We start from the raw sequence: 18,460 nt of genomic DNA, 5'->3' as shown, positions 1-18,460 counted from the left end.
AGCCCCTCTAAGTAACTTTTATTTTTCCGGTAACTACATTTGAAATAAGAATTGATTTAAATTCTTTCAGTGTTTGGATCTGCTCAAACGATTTGACAATAGTTTTATCGTAATATTTAGTTATTTCTTCACAAGATTTGACAATGTTATTTTGTTCGTATAGTGGTGGGCACTGTATTAACAATGATTTTATCAAATCTTGGTTTATGTTCGGTTGACCCCCACCATAAGAAAGAGAAAGTATTTGGGGTCGATTTGAAATAAACCAAAATTGCAAATAACGAATATCAAAACAAACCGAATCCGACAAACAACAACAAGCTTGATTCGCAGTAACATCTGAAACTGTCAAACCAGTTTTGCCAATTGTAGCTCCATACATTGCAATTATCAATGTATCTTTTGGGTATATTTTTAATGATGTAAATCTTCTCAACGCTTTTGCGGTTATTTTTTTATTTATATCTTTTAATCTATTATCATTTAGATCACCAGTATTTACCCAACTGATTGTTCCGTTTTCATAGAATGCTGAATTACCGCTATCTGGAGTTGTTCCACTACCAATTATTCTAAACGATCGACTAATCTTTCTTACTTCCCAATGTGCTGGAATTTTGCCAATCCAATCTACACCACTGTTTTTAAGTTTTACTTTTGGTTTGATACCATTTGTAACGGCTTGGTTGATAAGAATGTTTTTTTGCTCTTTGAGTAGTTCTATTAGTTTTTCTTTTTTAGAGATTGCATTATCAATTTCGGCAAATTTTTTATCTATAAAATTTACTATGTATATCATTTCTTTCTTGTCAGGCAAACAGATAGGAATTTTCTTAAAATCTTCATAATGCATATCCCATTGACCAACACGCACACCGTATGACAAAGCGTTATAAACACCAATATAAGGATGTGATCTTAGCAGATAATGCAAATATTTTGGAAATACTTTTTCAGTTTTTAGTTTACATGTGATGTAAGCCGGGCTAACAATTCCTTCATGTTCACTTACACCCATAGAACCTTGCCATGCCTTCATTTTATTGACAACTAAATCACCCGGTTTAACTGCTTTATATGTAGAAGTATCTTGCGAAGTAACATTATGGTTATCATCTCTTGAATCCTTTTGGATTACTCCAAATTCACGATAGACGGATAATACTTGAAGGTTTGGTCTATTTTTTTCACTTTTTAATTCAGTTACAGCTCTCAGTTTTTCAATCTTCCAATTTTGTGGTATCTGTCCAATCCACTTAATTCCGCTCTCTTTATATTTTTTGTGTTTGGGTAATTGCATATTTAGCGAACCTTACGGAAGCCGACAATCTTTTTAAGCAAGCCTTTCGTTTCCTTTTCAAGAGCAAGGATTTCTTTAGTTACTTTTTCCAAAGAACGGAGCGGAGTATGTTTGTAGAAATATTTATTAAAACTAACTTCGTAACCAATTTGTGTTTTATCAATTGCCATCCATGCATCTCCAACATGGGGACGGACTTCGCGGATAAAGTATTTATAAATATCTTCCTTCAGCGGAATATTTTCATTATCACGTAACTCGCTGTCGGGTTCATATTCAATAAATTCATGTTGGTGTTTGGTTTGCCAGAAACCGTAATCGTTCAATCTTTCTTTGGTTGTTCCAAGCTGATTTAATATTTCATTGAGCTTTTCATCTTTCAGTGCATGAACTGATTTAATTACACTTTCAGCATTTTCATCACGCCAACTAACAGCATCGAGAATCTGTTTTTTCTCCGATGATGTGAGCGTAATTTCTAATTTCTTAATAGCATCAGTCACTAGCTGCTGGAAGATGTTGAAATTGTTATAGCATTTTGTACCAATTTCTTTCTGGAGAAGTTTTGCCACATCCATTAACCGCAACTGTTTTTCCCATACCTTAACATCTAAAATGGATCTGATATTCTTGGAAGGAATATCGAGCTGTTCCTCGGAAATGTGTTCTTCAATTTCCTTGTGGAATTTTTTTAAGCCATCGTAAACTTTATCCCCATATTTGGAATAGATCCATTGCATAATATCCGATAAGTAAGAAACGAAACGTAGAGTAGAAATTCGTTCATTAGTGAATTGAGATTTAAGACGCAACGGGCGTTCAACAGTAACTTTGTAATAACCAAAATCGGAATTATCAAAAACTTTAGAAACCCCGCTATTTGGCATCTCAAGAGAGATTTCTGTTATCTCGTCAATATGAGCATCGGAGAACCGGCAATTCTTCTGACCGAGATTATTTCTAAGCTTTTCGAACATGTTAGATGCATCGATCAATTGAACTTTACCTTTTCGATTCTTTGCTTTGTTATTAGAGACAATCCAGATGTAAGTTGTAATGCCGGTATTATAAAACAAATTATTAGGAAGCTGGATAATAGCTTCGAGCCAATCGTTTTCGATGATGTATCTGCGGATGTTACTTTCACCGCTTCCGGCATCGCCGGTAAAGAGCGATGAGCCGTTATGAATCGAAGCAATACGAGAGCCCAACGGAGAATCAGAAAGGCGCTTCATTTTGTTAACCATTTCCATGAGGAAAAGGAGTTGTCCATCCGATGAACGAGGGGTCGCATTTACCAATTCCCACTCGTCCCTAAAATTCTTCAAAGATATTTGGAAACGAGGATCGATAACCTCGCCTTCATCGATAATATTTTTCTGATCTGCTTTCCATGATTTGCCATAAGGAGGATTTGATAACATAAAATCGAAACGGAGTGAAGAGAAATCATCCGTTGCCAAAGTAGAGCCAAATTTAATATGTGCCGGGTCTTTCCCTTTAATCATCATATCTGATTTGCATATAGCATAAGTTTCGCCGTTTACTTCTTTGCCGTAAAGGTTAATTCTATCTTCCTTTACTTTGAAAGGGCCATCCGGATCGGTGAGATAGTTTTCAGATTCGGTGAGCATACCACCGGATCCACAAGCGGGATCGTAAATCATAATTACGGGAGGAAGTTTTTTCTTTACAGGGAGAAACAATAGATGTGTCATTAGATGAATAACTTCGCGCGGAGTAAAATGCTCTCCGGCTTCTTCATTATTCTCTTCGTTGAATTTTCGAATAAGCTCTTCAAACACAATACCCATCCCATGATTGGAAAGACCAGGTAAGGTCTTCTCATCAGGAGCTTGTATTGTTTCCGGACCAAGATTGATTTCATTCGATGTATATTTTTCTATAACATCGTGAAGTACATTTGCATCAACCATTTTCCTAATCTGCGCACGGAGATAAAATTTATCTATAATCTCTTTTACGTTATCGCTGAATCCATCAAGATAATTTTTGAAGTTGGCTTCTATCTGTGAAGGATTACCGAGCATACTTTTAAGAGTAAATTTAGATGTGTTATAGAAAACATACCCGGTTACATCCTGAAGAGCATTTGGATCAAGTTCTGTAAGTCCAACATCTTCACGTTGATACTTAACTTCTTCTTTGATTGCTTCTTTTGTGGGTTCCAGAAGAACGTCAATTCTTCTAAGAACAAACATCGGGAGAATTACATCACGGTATTTACCTCGAACAAAGACATCTCTCAGACAATCGTCTGCAATAGACCAAATGAAAGAAACAATTTTATTGTGTTGGGAGTTATCCATTATCGGTATTCCAAATTTATCAAAATAAGGTTGTTGAAAATGAGGTATTATTATTCATCAATTGTAGATATTTATTTTAAATGTATGTTCTGAAATGAAGAAAGAGATCATGAAGAAAGAATTTCCCGATTTATATCATAAAATATGTATATAACTTTCAAATAGAAAGAATTTCCTTTGTTCAAAAAGCCACAATAAGTAAATCGCTGGCAAATTATTGTTGAATTATTTTTTGAATTTAATAAACAGATAGTGTTATAAGAACCAAAACATTTTCAGGTATAAGAACAATAGTAATAACCAATCAAGGAGTTACTATGTGTTCTTTCACCCTCGGTGCAGATCCCGAATTACTGTGCCGCTTAAACGGAAAATATGTACCCGCCCACAACTACTTCAAATCAAACTCTTCTTTCGGACTAGATGGCTGTGAGGCCATAGCCGAAATTCGTCCGGGCTACTCTGAGAGTCCCATTGATACCACCTCAAAAGTATTTCAAATTCTAGAGTATGGCCACACTAAAGCACCGGACTTAGAATTTTATGCTGGTCACTTCGTAGATAACCTATCATTAGGAGGTCATCTGCATTTCTCACTTCAACCCGAACCAAATATCGTTGATGCTCTTGATACTGTATTGTATTCACTATCAAATTGTATAGACGATAGAGAACAAAGAACAAAACGAGAGAAGTGCGGCTACGGTAAACGGAAAGCATTTCGAAAACAGCCGCATGGTTTTGAGTACAGAACTCCCGGAAGTTGGCTTCTCTCTCCTTCTACTACTCTTGTAACCTTTACACTCGCAAAACTTGCGGTACTCGGAGTAACCGAAGACAATCTTGATTTCACTGAGATCAAAGGAAGGCAGCACTCGATTACATTCCTCCGTAACCTAAAAGAAAATCTAAAAACAATTCCAACTGATTGTGAGGAAGGATTGAAGGAAATGGATCTTCTTCTAAACAAAAAGTTAAACTGGAACGTAAACATTCTTCCCAACTGGGGAATAATCAAGGAGGCAGCATGAGACATTGTCATGATTGTGGATGTGAGCTCGAGGAACACTCAGTAAGGTATGCAAGAGAAGAACCGTATTGCGAAGATTGTTTTTCAGAGTCCTTTAACTATTGTAATCGCTGCGACGAAATAATATTCCGTGAAGAAACTCTTTGGGATAATGACGGTAATCCTTTTTGTAATGAGTGCTATGAGAACATGCATGATGACGATTCGCCGGACAATCCTCCAGTTTATGATTCAGACAGAAAATTAATTCTTGAGTTATCGAGAAGTTGGCTGTCTGGAAAATGCAAACACAAAACATTACTCAAGATCAACAAAAAGGATTTTCTTCTTCAAAAAATACGCGATAAAATAGGACTGATTGAATCATCACTCTACCTCTTCGGGCTGCAAGACAGAGATGAGTATCAGCTATCTGCAAGCCCAAACATCATTGATCAAGTACGAGAATTTATTCTCATAAATGGACTTGATCTAAAAGTAATTGAAGGAATCGGTTGTAACAGATTAGGGATCAGTTACTCTCTTCGTAAAGAAAATCTCGAATTAGTATTAAACCTCATTAAACAAATCTCACAAGTAAAAGAACTCGTCGAAGCATAACGATCACTTAAAACATTAAAGGAGGAAATACCATGTGCGGTATAATGGGATACTATTGCTTTCGCGATAAGAGACCAAACAAAGATCAGATAACAGAAATGTTTTCATTGCTAGAGACCCGAGGTAGAGATGCTTCGGGTTTTGCATTTATACAAGACAACCAACTAGTTGTAAACAAATCCCCCATCAAATCATCACTCTTCGTTAAGTCAGATGATTGGGTAAAATTGGAATTACCGAAGATCATGATTCTTCATACTCGCGCAGCGACGCAAGGTTGCAGTAAGAACGCCGCTAATAATCATCCGCTCTTTAACAAGCAGGGCATCGCAATAGTCCACAACGGAATTATTTATAACGACAAAGATATTTTCGGAAAGAACAAACGTGACGGTGAAGTTGACAGTGAAGCAATACTGCAAGTACTCTCTACCAGAGGTAAAGGAGATAAAATCAAACGAGTATTTGATAAACTGGAAGGAAGTTTTGCATTTGCAGCTATAGACAAAAATGAGCCCGAAAAACTTATTCTCGTGAAGAAAGACAATCCGATTGATCTCTACTACGACACAGAGAATGATATTCTCTATTTCTGTTCTGAACGACGCATCATGCAAGAAGGTCTCGGACTAAAAGCAAAGTCACACCGTGGATTTAATCTTGGTGAAGGCAACTACCATTTCTATGAAATGAAAAATAATCATGGATTGATATTCGGAAGTGAAGGTGTTGAATCATACGAACACTATCATCCACGTAAGTTTTACGAACAAGAATTTATGTACCGCTCTAGGGATGAGGAGATGATAGTTGAGTGCCCCTACTGTTTAGGAACCACAACTTACTTCTTAGGAAAACTCTTCAACAAGTGCGAATGCTGCGGAGTAGATATCAACGAGGAGGACTTGTATGTATAGTCTAAAGCTTTACCAACTAAAATACTCACAGAAAAAGATACGATGACAATCTAAATAATTAGATAGGAGGAAGAATGGATTGGCACATAATTCTAAAAATAATCAAAGTTGTAATACAAATAATTATTGACGCACTAGGCGGAGGAGACGATAAAAAAGATGGATGAAAAAACATTTCTCGAAGATCTCATAAAAGAGGCTGAGGAAAAAGAAGAACTGCGAACACAAGCGTTTTATGATTTGCTACTACTTGAAATTAGCAAGCTGCAAGATCAGATAGCTAATAACTTCTATGAAGCTGAAAAAGAAATTGAACTGATCAATAGATTTATTCTTTCTAAAAACTCAACGATTCAGAATAAAGTTGATTGGCTTGAAAAGAAATTAGAAGCATACATCAGAGAGAAAGGTGAAAAGACTTTAGAGATGCCTCACGGAACTTTGAAGATGCACAAAAAGCCGGACCGAATTGAAATTGCAGATCTTGATCTTTTCTTAAAGCACGCAAAGAAAGAAATGTTGTCTGTAATACCGGAACAAATAAAACCGGATTTAACAAAAATAAAATCCTTCATGAAAACTAACTTCCCACCCAAGGGTGTGAAAATCATTGAAGGAGAGACAGAGTTTAGTTATAAACTCAGGAAGGATGATGAAAATGTCAGACCGCAAAAAACTAGAGTTAACAGAACTGAATCAACCAGTGATAATGAAATTGCTCTTCGACAGTCCGCTTAAAGGAGAAAGTAAGTACGGGCAATACTTTGCATATGCAGTTGAATGTAACGGTGAAGAGATGACATTCTTCTCACCGAGTGATGATGTAAACGAGAAGCTGATAAATCTGAAGCGTGGATCGAAAGTTCAGATAACCAAGACGGCGAAACAGAATGGGAAAGGCATCAAGGTTGATTATGAAGTATTGGTACTTGAAGAAAAAAAAGCTGAACAAAACGGTAACGGTTCGACACACGATAACTATTATGAGTTGATGCTGCATAGCTACGAAGACGCACTTAAGATAAATGAGAAGCTTGGAGGTCTCGTTGACGTTTCGAGAATTGGAATTACTCTCTTCATTGCAAGAAGTAAAATCAACGGAAACGGATTTGGAGCAGTTACCAATGGCTGACATGAAAGTAAGATTCAAAACACTTGTCTGGACTTTCAAAGATACTTCAATTAAATACCCAGAATACTCTGAACTACCTAGAAAGAAAATAACCTCCCCGCAAGATTTTTATAATCTATTCAACCCCTTGTTAAAAGAAGAATCCAAAGAAGTCTTTCTCGTTTCCTGGTTAAGCAGTGCCAACAGAGTCCAGGGTTTTGAGATAATATCTTCCGGTAGTCTAACTGCCTCCGTTGTAGATCCAAGGGCAGTATTCAGAAGTGCGATTGTCGCGAATTGCGCCAACATTATAATAGCCCACAATCATCCTAGTGGAAATACGGAACCCAGCAATGAAGATATTTCGATAACTAAGAAGCTTGTCGAGGTAGGAAAGATTATTGAGATCAACATCTTCGATCATATCATCTTTGCTGAGGATAAGTATACATCCTTTGTTGAACGACGGCTGCTTTAACGGGTGTGTGGATGGAATTAATGAAACGAGATTATATTTTTTTTTGAAGAGGTTATTTTGGAAGATGAGGAAGAAATTGAAACTACGAACATATTCAAATTTATATTTGCTGCAATAACAAGAATATCCATAGGAGTTATAATAGGCTATGCAATGTTGCATTCTAAACTGTTGACAATAATTACTGAATGTTATAATGGATTGTCAGATACAGCAATGTTTGTTATCGGAGTTATACTTGCTTGGGGTATTCTTCACAGAGTAGCTAAGGATTAGTAGATATGGGGCCTCTGAAAAGAGGCTCATTATTTTTTCGTTTAGATAAAAGATTCATCTTCAAGCGGGCCTTATAAAGCCCGGTAAATTTTTTACAAAAAAATTTTAGAGATCGATTTATAAACCAGAAATAAAAGGGGTACGTCAATTATTCTTTGGCTTCTTTTTTCAGCTGCGTTTCCGGGCGACCTGCTAGGTGAGGTATACAATCTGGGGGCCTATTCCAATGAGCCAAGCGATTGATTTGGTTCCATTTTTTGAACCAGAAATAATCTTCCTATCACGGATCGGTCAAGAATTATTTTATCCTCGTGCTTTTTCACTAATTAAAGAGGTTATAAAGCGCTATTTAATAGTTCTACTTATTTCATAAAGTAATATTCCAGTATGAAATACTACGCGTCTCGCATCTTCAAAGCCAAGTTCTTCGCCATCTTTCAATCCAGAGTGTTCTTGTCTTTGTATAATATCTATTAGGTTATTCCAATAATCCTCTATTGCTGTTAAAAATTTTGGTATAGTTTTCCCCAATTGATTCTTGTTATAAAGAATAATTCCTTCAAGCCTATTTTTTGTATGTGTTTTATCTTGATATTTATCAGCAAGATTATATCTTAAAATTATTGAATCGATAAATTCTTGAATAGATTCACGACATAAATGACCAATTGTTGAGTAATTAATCTGGTTCTCAGCTTTCCATAATAAATTTTCAGCTTCTTTCCATTTAGCAAAAGCTATTTGATACACTACAGCAAAGTTTGAATTCGATAAGTAATTCTTTATTTCGGAATCAATTTGCTGGAACGAACCAGTATAATTTTGTTTTAAATATTCGTAATACTTTATTCCTTTTGAAGTAGGATGGAATGAAAAATCAACACTAGGATGAACATGCTTTTCGATTTTAATATAACCGGCAGCATCAAGAATTTTAAGATCAACCGTAGAAACGTCGAGAGAACTATTGGGTACTGATGGATTTACCATTGATGTGCCACTTGAACAGGTTGATACGAAAAATTCCTTTCTTTTTTCGACAGGCACGCTTCTATGCGTCTCAATAATAAAAGAAATAATAATATTTTGATGTGCCTCAAGTTCTTCAAATTCCTCAAGAAATTTATTCTTTATTTTTATTTGTGCGTCAGAATTATGTTTCTCTATAAGATGTTGTATATGGTCTGTTTTAAGATTCATCTCCTCATGAAAGCTGGATGATATCGCTAACATCTGAGCATCAGTAATAGCAGTTTGATTTATACCAGTTGAGGCCAAGACTTGTTTTATACTACTTTGCTTTTGACTAATTTCGCCTTTAACGTATATTCTTAAATAATTAATTATCTCTTCTTCATCACTTTGTGTAATAGTATTGCCTTCACCAATTTGTTCAAAAATAGTGTCAACAAATATTTGGAGATTGGCTTTAATATGTTTGACATACAAATCAGTATGGGCTTTAATATACATACCGGATTTTGTTGCATTTCTTTGAGCAAAGTCTATAGCTATCTGTTTAATTTCTTCAATTTGGTTTTTAATAGCTTCTGCGGATTTCACTCTAAATAATTTTATAGCCTTATTTCTATTGAAGCTCATACTTTACCTTAGGCTTTATAACGGCATTTCGTTTAAGCGGACGCCATAAGGATTCCGCTACAAATACAACGACTTATTGTTTATATTTTTTTATTTACTTCCGTTCTTCAACTATCACAAAAAATATTTTACAGCAAATGTAACGACCGGCTACAGCGTTCCACTTGAGACGCGGTTTATACCGCAGCGATTTTTATTGGCAGCACTTGTGGTAATATGTAACGCTTATTGGATTCGCTGTATGCAGACAACTGTTCCTCTAAAATGGTACAAAGTTGTATCTTCTCTATGCCATCATTTCAAAAAACTGCCAAATAAATCATTAGTCCTGAAAAAGAATGACACTTAAACCATCACCACGTCTGTTGTATTTTATTCCAGGTATGTCTTCTGAAGTCCTTTCAGGTATATATAAGCCAAACGCTAATTCTCCATCAACTTCAGTAGAACTCCAAAAGAAAGATTGGCCATTGCCATATGAACAACAACCATTTCGGTGGTTATACATGCCACCAAATAAGGTATATTTCGTTCCATCTTCTTTTTCAGGCAAATATTTCCATTCTACATAAAATTCTTTATACAAAAATTTTTTAAAATCTGAAAATAATGCCAGCCATTCTTCCTTGGTGGGTAAATGCCAGCCATCTGGTGCAACTTTATTAGCAGTTTCCCAATCGTACAAATAACCAAATTTAGCAACAGTATCCTCACTAAGCGTATAACTATCTTCATATGCCCAATATTTTCCATTATCAGGTTTGTAAGCAAAGTTTTCAGCCATTATTATTTGGTTTCCAATTCTTATCCATTTATATCTTCGCCCATCTCTATTATCCAAAAAAGATCCTTTATTCAATTCTTTTCCACACTTAGAACATTTCGCAATATGTATTTTATAATCATGTTGGTTCGCTTTAATTTTGCCACATATTGAGCATTTTTCACAATCCTTCTCCAAATTATGTTGCTCATCTCTGGTTTTTTCACACATCGAACATTTACAACCATTCCAATCATGTTGCTTATCTCTGGTTTTACCACATATCGAACATTTTTCACAATCTTTACTCCAAGCATGCTGTTCGTCTCTTGTTTTTCCACATTGTGAACATCTACAACCAATCCAATGATGTTGTTCGTCACGATACTTATAACAATCCTTGCATTTACATCCATTCCAAGTATGGAGACCCAATTTACATTTTATACTCATTTTGATTTTTATGGTTGTTAACACATGATAAAAAAAATACAATATTATTATTTACGGTATAACGGCATTGCAACTAAAGCGCTGCCCATAACTACAATGTGATACCGAAAAGCAAGCGCCGATAATTATTAAAATTTTATTTATCAGAACAATGTTACTTACAATGTTTGCTTTTTCACTTATTCCCAAAACTTTACCACTGCCGCAATGAAAACGCAGTCGGTTGGAAAAGCTGGTTTTGCACTTAATTATTTATTTCTTTTCCACAATGAGGACAAATGTTTTTAACAATTTGTTTTTTGGATTTTTGAAATTCTTCAACAAAACCTGCACCTAAAATCCCAGTTGGTAAAGCAAATAAACCAATACCTAAGATGGCTACAATTGAAGCTATTATTTTCCCTTCACCCGTTATAGGATAAACATCACCATATCCAACTGTAGTTAATGTGGCAATAGCCCACCACATTGTAGATGGAATGTCACCGAATTTATCTGGTTGAACACCATTCTCGAAAAAATACATTAGTGATGAAGCAATTATTAATAGGATAATCATCACAATAGAAGTTATAATCAATTCCTCTTTTTTTGATTTGAATACTCTACCTAATAATTTTAATGAAGAGACATAACGCGCAGCTTTGGCAACTCTAAAAATTCTAATTAGTCTGAAGAGACGAACAATTCTTAAATCCAAACCAACGAATGGAAGGTAGAAGGGGAGAATTGCAACCAAATCAATTAAAGCTAATGGAGTCAATGCGTAACGGAAACGACCAAGAATTGTTTTAGAATATTTTTTATCTATTACACAAGACCAGAAACGTAAAAGATATTCTATTGTAAAAACCATAACTGAGAAAAACTCAAAACCATCTAAGAAAGATTTATATTCTACTTCAATCCATTTTACTGAACCAAGTATTACAGCAATAACATTTAGGAAAATCAGTGTCATTAAAAATACATCGTCAATCCTTCCAGGTTTATCATCTGGTTTCGTATTCTCAAGAACTTCCCACACTCTAGCTTTTAGTTTCATTTTGTTCCGTATTATTTACTATAAATGTTGTTCGCAATCACTCAGATACTACAAACACTTTTTGTAAAACCCGACTCTTTTAGGTGGCTAGTTATTAAATATTTTCTTTTAATGTGCACTTGAAAAAATAACCACGAGGATTATTATTCCAATTATAACAGCTACAATTATGCAACCAACATTTAGTGTTTGTAAAAAACATCCTTCTTTTGCAACAACAGTCGGTTGTTGTGGAGAGGGTTTTTCTTTTAATGACGGATCTAAATATTCACCGCAGTGTTTACACTTTCTTGCATCAGCCAATATTTCTTCTGAGCAAAACGGACATTTTTTCGTTTCGGCCATAATTATTATTCCTTGCGTCAAAAGTTATCGAAAATATTGTATACTATTTCTTAATGATAACATCTTCATTATTAACGATAAATGGACTCTATCTGTAACCATTATTAAAAATAATTTAGAATATTATTTTATAATTACATTTTTTGGTCTATTTGTTTGATAAGAATTTCTGTTGTTTACAACTACTATCCAATTTAAGATGCTCGTAGGAAGTTGCTCATAATTATTTTTATCAAGGATACCATCATATTTATCCTTATCGCTATAGATAATAATTTTAGTATTAGAGTATATCGCCGCCCTAATTATTCCTGTAGCAAGATTTAAATCCAGTACTGCCATTTCTTCTCCGCCCTTGTGTGGTGCATTCCCCTCAATCACGATACTTCCACTAATTAAATCAACAGGCCCAGTGACCATCAAATTTGTAATTAAATGCTCGTATTCTCTAGCCATCATTTTGATAAGAATTGATTTTATCCTTTTATCACTTAACACTTTGTCGGCGGAATATTCACCAGCATATCTTTTTAGTGAGATGAATCCCTCCCTAGACTGAGCATAATTGTTAGAAATAAATAATATTGTTAAAATGAGCAGCGAATGTTTTATAATATTTCCTTTTTAAAATGTTTTACGCAATGCCGCACTGAAAAACGCTGTCCGTGTTGAGCGGCGGATTAGCTTGAACCTATTCAGGAAACTCTTTTATTTCTTTTTGTTTTATATTACCAAATAATTTATTCGCCTCTTTTAGTTCTTCGATATCAAGTTCTCTATAATTAAAAGGATCTTCGATACATAAGAATACTTGATCGAAAGTATTACCAGTTTCTATTGTGGATTTTCGAAAACCATAGCCAAATACCGAATATTTAAAATTATTCCAATTCATTTCATAGAATAGCTTTAGTCTACAGTACCGCAATACACTCTGATTAAATTTATCAGAATCACCTCCATATTGGAAATAAAATAACAACCAACATTCAGTTGTTTGATTATAGATTCCCCAATAACGTAACCCTTTACCATTCTGCATTTTTTCAAACGCATATGATATTTTTTTTGCAAGTATTTCAGCTCTAGCCCTTCGTGTAAAAATAGCCAACTCAGACGAATGTAAAAGAGTAGAATTATTTATTTCATTATTATTTCGTAATTCATCGATTATCTCATCAACTATATAAGAATCTTTATTTTCTTTATCCCTTTGTTTTATCTTCTCGGCAAATGTAGTTTCATATAATTCCCCAAAATTCTTTTCCTTTGATTTGTTCCATTCTTCCAATGGGAATTGATATTCATTCATTTTATAGAAAGCCATTAAATCCTTCTCGATACCTCTATTTATATTTAGAAATAATTCGTAATCGTAATCGAATATAGTTTTTAGAAAATTATATCGATCCTTAAAATAATAAGTCAAATCGGGAATTGTATCAGCTTCCGTGGTAAGAAATAAAAAATCAGATTTTGTGAATATTGAGATCGGGAAATTTGATTCAAGAGTTCTACGATATGATAGATAATTGATTTGTTCTGTGGATTTTTCGATATCCAGAAGAATAACGCCGGAGAAATTTTTTCTATGAAAATTTTGCCTTGTAAACTCAACAATTTCACCTATTTCATTTGTAAGCTTGAGCTGTTCTGGTGTAGTAGAAAAAACATTAAAATCGTTTTCTAACTGTTTCCGTTTTTCACGAATTTTTCTCAAATAATTTTTTGTCGATTCATTTTTAGCTTTTGCAACATTCCGCCACATAATCTCAAAAACAACAATTTGATTTCTAATCCATAACACAACATCACCAGCTTCACCACCCAAATTTATTCCATACTTTGGACTGTGAAATACAAAGCCCTTTAAATAATTTTTGCCACATAACTCTGCAAAAAGTCTTTCAGATGAATTGTTTATGATTATACCCATATTTTCAAGCTAACGGCATTGCAACTAAAGCGCCGCCCAAAACGACAATGACACTTTTAGCAACAACCTTTTTTGTTTTACAATCAACTTCGTTTTACAAATAAATTTTGAACAACAAACCTACTCTGAAATACCAATGCCAATAACTACATCAAAAGACCGACTCAAAGACGCGGTCGCTTTGTCCGAAGGACTCCTTGGGAGAGTTACGTGTTAGTTGCCAATTATTTTAGTAAAATCATTTTCCTTACTGCTTGATAAGAATTTCCAGCTTGCATTCTATAAAAATATAAACCACTTGGTAGATTCTGAGCTGTAAGTTCAACTGAATATTTGCCAGACTTTTGTCTGCCATCAACGAGAATCTTGACTTCCTCACCAATTAAGTTAAAGACTTTTAGTTTCACGTAACTATCTTCCACTATTGAGTATGAGATTATTGTAGTTGGGTTAAATGGATTCGGATAATTTTGGAATAGTGAAAATGATTTTGGTGACGATTGAAGTTCCGGTTCTTCCACTTTAGTAGGTTGCCACTTCTCAATTGTAATGGAAGTACATGAATCATAAGTAAACTTGCGCCACGTAGCTGGTGGAGTGAATGCGGGATATACTCGACACGCAAAGTTTTGAATTATACCCGACGATGATAGATATAATTGAAACTCCGTATAATCATTTCCAAATGCAGCATTCCACAAAAATTTACCTTTAATTTCCAGGGTAACTTTTAGTATCTCGCCAGTTTCTACTGTGGAGGTATAATAACCTGAGTTTGTTGCCGATAGAGTAGCGGTGCCTATACCTCCTTTATCCTTCTTGAGATATTTAATATAAGACATCCCAGAAAAAGCACCATTGGAATAATGGTATACTGTTTGTATATACTCACCTGAGGGGGAATATGTGACAAAATCTTGTGCATTTATACCGTCCATCAGCAACAGCGTAATTGCGAGAGTCAATAAAATAATAAGCTTCTTCATTTTTAAGTCTCCCATGCAATTGTTTAAAAAGGGCAATTGACACTAACGACGTTGTCTATAGAAAAGAAAGTCAAGAAAAAACAGTTCATCGTTGAGATTTTTTATCCCAATTTTCTGACTTCGGTCTCACAGACAACATTTGTTAATTTATATGTATAAAGTCTTACGACTAATATTTCGCGAGAGCTGAAAGGAAATGATATTTTGAATTTGATGACGCATGGTGGATTTATCTTTGTTGCTTTTGCAACTTAAACTAAAAAGAGGTATCTGTCAAATAATGATAGGCTAATGTATATCAATAACATTGCTTTGATGAATGCAAATATTTTATTTTCACGACCGGATCGAAAAAACGCTTGATACAGTTATTCAAAAGAACATTTTCAATTATCCGTCTTTACGGATCGGTCAAGAATTATTTTATCCTCTTGCTTTTTTTAATTATTAAAGAGGTCATACAACAATATCTAATAGTTGCAAACTTTTTGAACCGAAGACTAATTTTAATTTCCTTATCCAATAAATTATTTTGAGACAATAAGCTCAATAGGTTCGTTTCCGGGCCAATATAAAGTATATTTATTTGCAGTAGATTTTATAAAACAGGAAGTGAACAATTGCCCATCAGATAAACCATCCCAATACCTAATTGGTTTAGAGCCATCATCACCGATCACGTAGGTATCTTTTAATACTTGTTGAAAATTTACAATCTGACTTTCTCCTTCATTAGTAACTTTATTTTTATCTATTTCATCAGTAATAGTTGTTTTATGAGACATAACATTTGGTGAGCTATCGATGTTACCTCTTATAATAAAGTCATTTATTTGACCAGGATTGATTTTCGAATTAGTATTTATAAATATTATGCTAAGGCATTGATATCCATCTGGAGCAGAATTAGAAGTATATGGATCAATTTTAGTAAGAGTCACTTTCGCAATAGTTAGAATACCTACAGAAGTTTTTAATTCCGGCATTTTTTTCGAGCAACCTAAAAGAAATACTATAATTAAAATAAAGCTTATGCTATTACACAATATTTTTATTCTCATAGTATTGTCCTCCTTTTTATGTGGTATAAAGACGTTGCATTTAGTCCGCCGCGCGGATTATATATTCAGCATATGAATTTTTTATTGTTTATTAGCCATACATATAATTTCTTTTAGATCAACTTTTTGTTCCCCTTTTTTAACCACTATTATTATTGGAATCTTTAGACTTTCATCCCTTATCTGGACAAAATGGCGAATCAGAGTATCTGTTGCCACCAACATTGAGATCTTATAATTATATTTTGAAAGTATTGTCGTATCGATATTAACATTAAAACGACCTTCAGAATTTGTTTTAACAGGTTCCGGCATATCAACAATTTTACCATCCGAACTAAATTTTAATTGCCAGCCCGAGTCTGTTCCTTCAACTATTTGAACGAGGGCAGCCGGTACTGGTTTACCATCATCACTTTTAATAACACCGGTAAAATTGACCTTGTCGCTTTTTACTGGAACTTCTTTCTTGCTTTGAGTACAGCCTGCAATTAATATAATACTAATAATGATTAGAGAATCAAGAGCAGTTTTCATAAATAATTTCTCCCAAGTTAATTTTGCATTTTCTATAATGTCTAATATTTTCTCTTTTGCCTACCCCGTTTTTCCTTCTTGATAAAAGAGGTTATTCAAATAGAGCCAAATCCTTTTTTTAATTTTTTCACCTTTTTAAATAGAAAAAAGCTACCTAAAGTAGGTGGTAAAACAAAGAATAGTGTTGTAACAAACACACTAGTTAAAAAAGATGACATCTCCCAAGGTTTACCGTTTGTAAATCTAGATGAAGGATTGAAAGTATAAACAAGTATCATTATTAAAATGAGCGAAATAAATAATAGTGCGACAACAAGAAGAAAACGACCCCAAAATAAACGGATCTTTATTTTACTACGTTGCTCATTGAGTTTAATCTGGTGTTCTAATTTTTTTGCATCTGTTTCAGCCATTAATTTTATCTGCTGAATATCTGCTTCATTAAATTTATAACCACAATGTCGGCAAACCAATGCCTCTGCTTGTATATTTTCTGCACAATTAGGACACTTCTTTGATTTAGATAATTGTTGTGAAGATAAAAAAGATGTATTTATACCACTTTTAAGCATTGCAAAATATGCTTTTGTTTCGGGGCTTCTAAGTTGGATTAAATTGTTTATACCAGCTATTACAGTCCACAGAGAGCCAGCTATAAAATTTAAAATTTCCAGAATACTTATGTAGATTGGGTTACTGGTTGTTTTAGGAGGTATAGCCGAGTATCGGTTATAATTGATCAGTTCCAATATCCCAAGTACTATGCTATATATCCCTAAAAACCAACCGAGTGCTGTGAGGAAAATACCAACTAGAATATTCAAGATTCCGAAAACTAAAAATGCCTTTGCTACATTCTGAACTTTTTTAGCACCTTCCGTTGCCATTGTTTCCATGTTTCTTTCTGAGAAATTAATCATAATAAAATCTCCTTAATTAAGCTTTAATCTTTATACTTGCTCTATTGGAATCATACTCAGTGTGTTTTATCCCAGATTGGTGAACCTTCTCTTACACGAAACTCCAATTGTCTAGCTTGACTTTCAAAGTAGTCCTTAAATTATAACACAATTGCCGCCTTCGGGTGCAGCGCCCTGTTCGACAATCTGTAAATATTTCTTATTTCTTAAAAAGTCGTTTAAGCCAGCTCTTTCTTGCGGGCGGGGCTGGTTCTGAGTTAGTATTACTTACTGTTTTTTTAATTGCCTTATTGTTAAGAGTTGTCATGGCTTTTGCAGCTGATTCTCTAACAAATTGACTACTATCATTTAACACTTTCTTGATAATAGGTTCAATTGTCTTATCACCCACAATGGCAAGCTCTTCGATAACCACTGCACGAACCACTTCATATGGGTTTTCGAGTGCCTTAATCAGTGAAGGTAGGGAAGCGGAATCACCAATTCGCCCGAGACTCTCAGCAGCTCTTATTTGCACACCCGCATCTTTATCAGTAAGCAATGCATGACAAAGAGCTTGTGTCGCATCTTTACCGCCTATCTTTCCTAAAGCTGTGGTTGCTGCCCAACATAGATTATCCTCTTTAATTGCCGCGATTATGAGAGGAACTGCTAAGATGGCATCGGGGCCGATATTTCCTAATGCCTCGATGGCATTTTCTCTGGTTTCATCATCACCCTTTTTTAATATTTCAATTTGTTCGTGAATCATTGCTGATGACATAACTTTT

Annotated in this window: 21 protein-coding genes; 7 read left to right on the top strand and 14 right to left on the bottom strand. The window is 34.5% G+C overall.

Annotation, left to right across the window (positions count from 1 at the left end):
* Positions 1-7: 7 nt before the first annotated feature.
* Positions 8-1,300, bottom strand: coding sequence for a restriction endonuclease subunit S (locus NTX65_12565; protein ID MCX6170170.1), 1,293 nt, complete (start codon positions 1,298-1,300; stop codon positions 8-10).
* A gap of 2 nt (positions 1,301-1,302) precedes the next feature.
* On the bottom strand, positions 1,303-3,630 hold the full coding sequence (locus NTX65_12560) for a class I SAM-dependent DNA methyltransferase (GenBank protein MCX6170169.1): 2,328 nt from the start codon (positions 3,628-3,630) through the stop codon (positions 1,303-1,305).
* 317 nt (positions 3,631-3,947) lie between these two features.
* Between NTX65_12560 and NTX65_12555 the strand changes: the two genes are divergently transcribed.
* The 7 genes from NTX65_12555 to NTX65_12525 all read left to right on the top strand — a co-directional run bounded on the left by NTX65_12555 (position 3,948) and on the right by NTX65_12525 (position 8,042).
* Positions 3,948-4,661: a hypothetical protein gene (locus NTX65_12555; GenBank protein ID MCX6170168.1), complete on the top strand. Its 714-nt coding sequence runs from the start codon at positions 3,948-3,950 to the stop codon at positions 4,659-4,661.
* A complete protein-coding gene (locus NTX65_12550) occupies positions 4,658-5,260 on the top strand; it encodes a hypothetical protein (GenBank protein ID MCX6170167.1) in 603 nt (200 codons plus the stop codon). Before NTX65_12555 ends, NTX65_12550 begins: the two co-directional genes overlap by 4 nt.
* A 32-nt stretch (positions 5,261-5,292) precedes the next feature.
* Positions 5,293-6,177: a hypothetical protein gene (locus NTX65_12545; GenBank protein MCX6170166.1), complete on the top strand. Its 885-nt coding sequence runs from the start codon at positions 5,293-5,295 to the stop codon at positions 6,175-6,177.
* Positions 6,178-6,336: 159 nt separating this feature from the next.
* On the top strand, positions 6,337-6,915 hold the full coding sequence (locus NTX65_12540; protein MCX6170165.1) for a host-nuclease inhibitor Gam family protein: 579 nt from the start codon (positions 6,337-6,339) through the stop codon (positions 6,913-6,915).
* Positions 6,887-7,309, top strand: coding sequence for a hypothetical protein (locus tag NTX65_12535; protein ID MCX6170164.1), 423 nt, complete (start codon positions 6,887-6,889; stop codon positions 7,307-7,309). The genes NTX65_12540 and NTX65_12535 overlap by 29 nt, the downstream gene beginning before the upstream one ends.
* Complete coding sequence (locus NTX65_12530) at positions 7,302-7,766, top strand: JAB domain-containing protein (protein MCX6170163.1); 465 nt, start codon at positions 7,302-7,304, stop codon at positions 7,764-7,766. Before NTX65_12535 ends, NTX65_12530 begins: the two co-directional genes overlap by 8 nt.
* A 57-nt stretch (positions 7,767-7,823) precedes the next feature.
* Positions 7,824-8,042, top strand: coding sequence for a hypothetical protein (locus tag NTX65_12525; protein MCX6170162.1), 219 nt, complete (start codon positions 7,824-7,826; stop codon positions 8,040-8,042).
* A gap of 345 nt (positions 8,043-8,387) precedes the next feature.
* Here the strand turns inward: NTX65_12525 and NTX65_12520 are convergent, their stop codons facing one another.
* From NTX65_12520 to NTX65_12465, 12 genes are all read right to left on the bottom strand, one after another.
* Entirely contained in the window at positions 8,388-9,644 is a 1,257-nt protein-coding gene (locus tag NTX65_12520; GenBank protein ID MCX6170161.1) for a hypothetical protein, read from the bottom strand.
* A gap of 322 nt (positions 9,645-9,966) precedes the next feature.
* On the bottom strand, positions 9,967-10,503 hold the full coding sequence (locus NTX65_12515) for a hypothetical protein (protein MCX6170160.1): 537 nt from the start codon (positions 10,501-10,503) through the stop codon (positions 9,967-9,969).
* Positions 10,500-10,823, bottom strand: coding sequence for a hypothetical protein (locus tag NTX65_12510; GenBank protein MCX6170159.1), 324 nt, complete (start codon positions 10,821-10,823; stop codon positions 10,500-10,502). The genes NTX65_12515 and NTX65_12510 overlap by 4 nt, the downstream gene beginning before the upstream one ends.
* A 281-nt stretch (positions 10,824-11,104) precedes the next feature.
* A complete protein-coding gene (locus tag NTX65_12505; protein MCX6170158.1) occupies positions 11,105-11,905 on the bottom strand; it encodes an ion transporter in 801 nt (266 codons plus the stop codon).
* Positions 11,906-12,013: 108 nt separating this feature from the next.
* Positions 12,014-12,250 (bottom strand): hypothetical protein, encoded by a 237-nt coding sequence (locus NTX65_12500; GenBank protein MCX6170157.1) that lies wholly within the window; start codon positions 12,248-12,250, stop codon positions 12,014-12,016.
* Positions 12,251-12,373: 123 nt separating this feature from the next.
* A complete protein-coding gene (locus NTX65_12495) occupies positions 12,374-12,748 on the bottom strand; it encodes a hypothetical protein (protein MCX6170156.1) in 375 nt (124 codons plus the stop codon).
* Positions 12,749-12,941: 193 nt separating this feature from the next.
* Positions 12,942-14,186, bottom strand: coding sequence for a hypothetical protein (locus NTX65_12490; protein ID MCX6170155.1), 1,245 nt, complete (start codon positions 14,184-14,186; stop codon positions 12,942-12,944).
* 224 nt (positions 14,187-14,410) lie between these two features.
* Entirely contained in the window at positions 14,411-15,172 is a 762-nt protein-coding gene (locus NTX65_12485; protein ID MCX6170154.1) for a T9SS type A sorting domain-containing protein, read from the bottom strand.
* Between the two features lie 527 nt (positions 15,173-15,699).
* Positions 15,700-16,233, bottom strand: coding sequence for a hypothetical protein (locus NTX65_12480; GenBank protein MCX6170153.1), 534 nt, complete (start codon positions 16,231-16,233; stop codon positions 15,700-15,702).
* A gap of 81 nt (positions 16,234-16,314) precedes the next feature.
* Positions 16,315-16,770 (bottom strand): hypothetical protein, encoded by a 456-nt coding sequence (locus NTX65_12475; GenBank protein MCX6170152.1) that lies wholly within the window; start codon positions 16,768-16,770, stop codon positions 16,315-16,317.
* Positions 16,771-16,865: 95 nt separating this feature from the next.
* Positions 16,866-17,690, bottom strand: coding sequence for a zinc ribbon domain-containing protein (locus NTX65_12470; GenBank protein MCX6170151.1), 825 nt, complete (start codon positions 17,688-17,690; stop codon positions 16,866-16,868).
* 199 nt (positions 17,691-17,889) lie between these two features.
* A complete protein-coding gene (locus NTX65_12465; protein ID MCX6170150.1) occupies positions 17,890-18,453 on the bottom strand; it encodes a HEAT repeat domain-containing protein in 564 nt (187 codons plus the stop codon).
* Positions 18,454-18,460: the final 7 nt, after the last annotated feature.

It is taken from the genome of Ignavibacteriales bacterium (assembly GCA_026390795.1).
Lineage (GTDB): Bacteria > Bacteroidota > Ignavibacteria > Ignavibacteriales > Melioribacteraceae > Fen-1258.
This window is presented reverse-complemented; position numbering and strand designations above follow the sequence as displayed.

Coding starts and splice junctions, on each gene's coding strand:
- NTX65_12565 (MCX6170170.1), bottom strand. CDS start 1,300: ATGCAATTACCCAAACACAAAAAATATAAAGAGAGCGGAATTAAGTGG.
- NTX65_12560 (MCX6170169.1), bottom strand. CDS start 3,630: ATGGATAACTCCCAACACAATAAAATTGTTTCTTTCATTTGGTCTATT.
- NTX65_12555 (MCX6170168.1), top strand. CDS start 3,948: ATGTGTTCTTTCACCCTCGGTGCAGATCCCGAATTACTGTGCCGCTTA.
- NTX65_12550 (MCX6170167.1), top strand. CDS start 4,658: ATGAGACATTGTCATGATTGTGGATGTGAGCTCGAGGAACACTCAGTA.
- NTX65_12545 (MCX6170166.1), top strand. CDS start 5,293: ATGTGCGGTATAATGGGATACTATTGCTTTCGCGATAAGAGACCAAAC.
- NTX65_12540 (MCX6170165.1), top strand. CDS start 6,337: ATGGATGAAAAAACATTTCTCGAAGATCTCATAAAAGAGGCTGAGGAA.
- NTX65_12535 (MCX6170164.1), top strand. CDS start 6,887: ATGAAATTGCTCTTCGACAGTCCGCTTAAAGGAGAAAGTAAGTACGGG.
- NTX65_12530 (MCX6170163.1), top strand. CDS start 7,302: ATGGCTGACATGAAAGTAAGATTCAAAACACTTGTCTGGACTTTCAAA.
- NTX65_12520 (MCX6170161.1), bottom strand. CDS start 9,644: ATGAGCTTCAATAGAAATAAGGCTATAAAATTATTTAGAGTGAAATCC.
- NTX65_12510 (MCX6170159.1), bottom strand. CDS start 10,823: ATGGATGTAAATGCAAGGATTGTTATAAGTATCGTGACGAACAACATC.
- NTX65_12505 (MCX6170158.1), bottom strand. CDS start 11,905: ATGAAACTAAAAGCTAGAGTGTGGGAAGTTCTTGAGAATACGAAACCA.
- NTX65_12500 (MCX6170157.1), bottom strand. CDS start 12,250: ATGGCCGAAACGAAAAAATGTCCGTTTTGCTCAGAAGAAATATTGGCT.
- NTX65_12490 (MCX6170155.1), bottom strand. CDS start 14,186: ATGGGTATAATCATAAACAATTCATCTGAAAGACTTTTTGCAGAGTTA.
- NTX65_12485 (MCX6170154.1), bottom strand. CDS start 15,172: ATGAAGAAGCTTATTATTTTATTGACTCTCGCAATTACGCTGTTGCTG.
- NTX65_12480 (MCX6170153.1), bottom strand. CDS start 16,233: ATGAGAATAAAAATATTGTGTAATAGCATAAGCTTTATTTTAATTATA.
- NTX65_12475 (MCX6170152.1), bottom strand. CDS start 16,770: ATGAAAACTGCTCTTGATTCTCTAATCATTATTAGTATTATATTAATT.
- NTX65_12470 (MCX6170151.1), bottom strand. CDS start 17,690: ATGATTAATTTCTCAGAAAGAAACATGGAAACAATGGCAACGGAAGGT.
- NTX65_12465 (MCX6170150.1), bottom strand. CDS start 18,453: ATGTCATCAGCAATGATTCACGAACAAATTGAAATATTAAAAAAGGGT.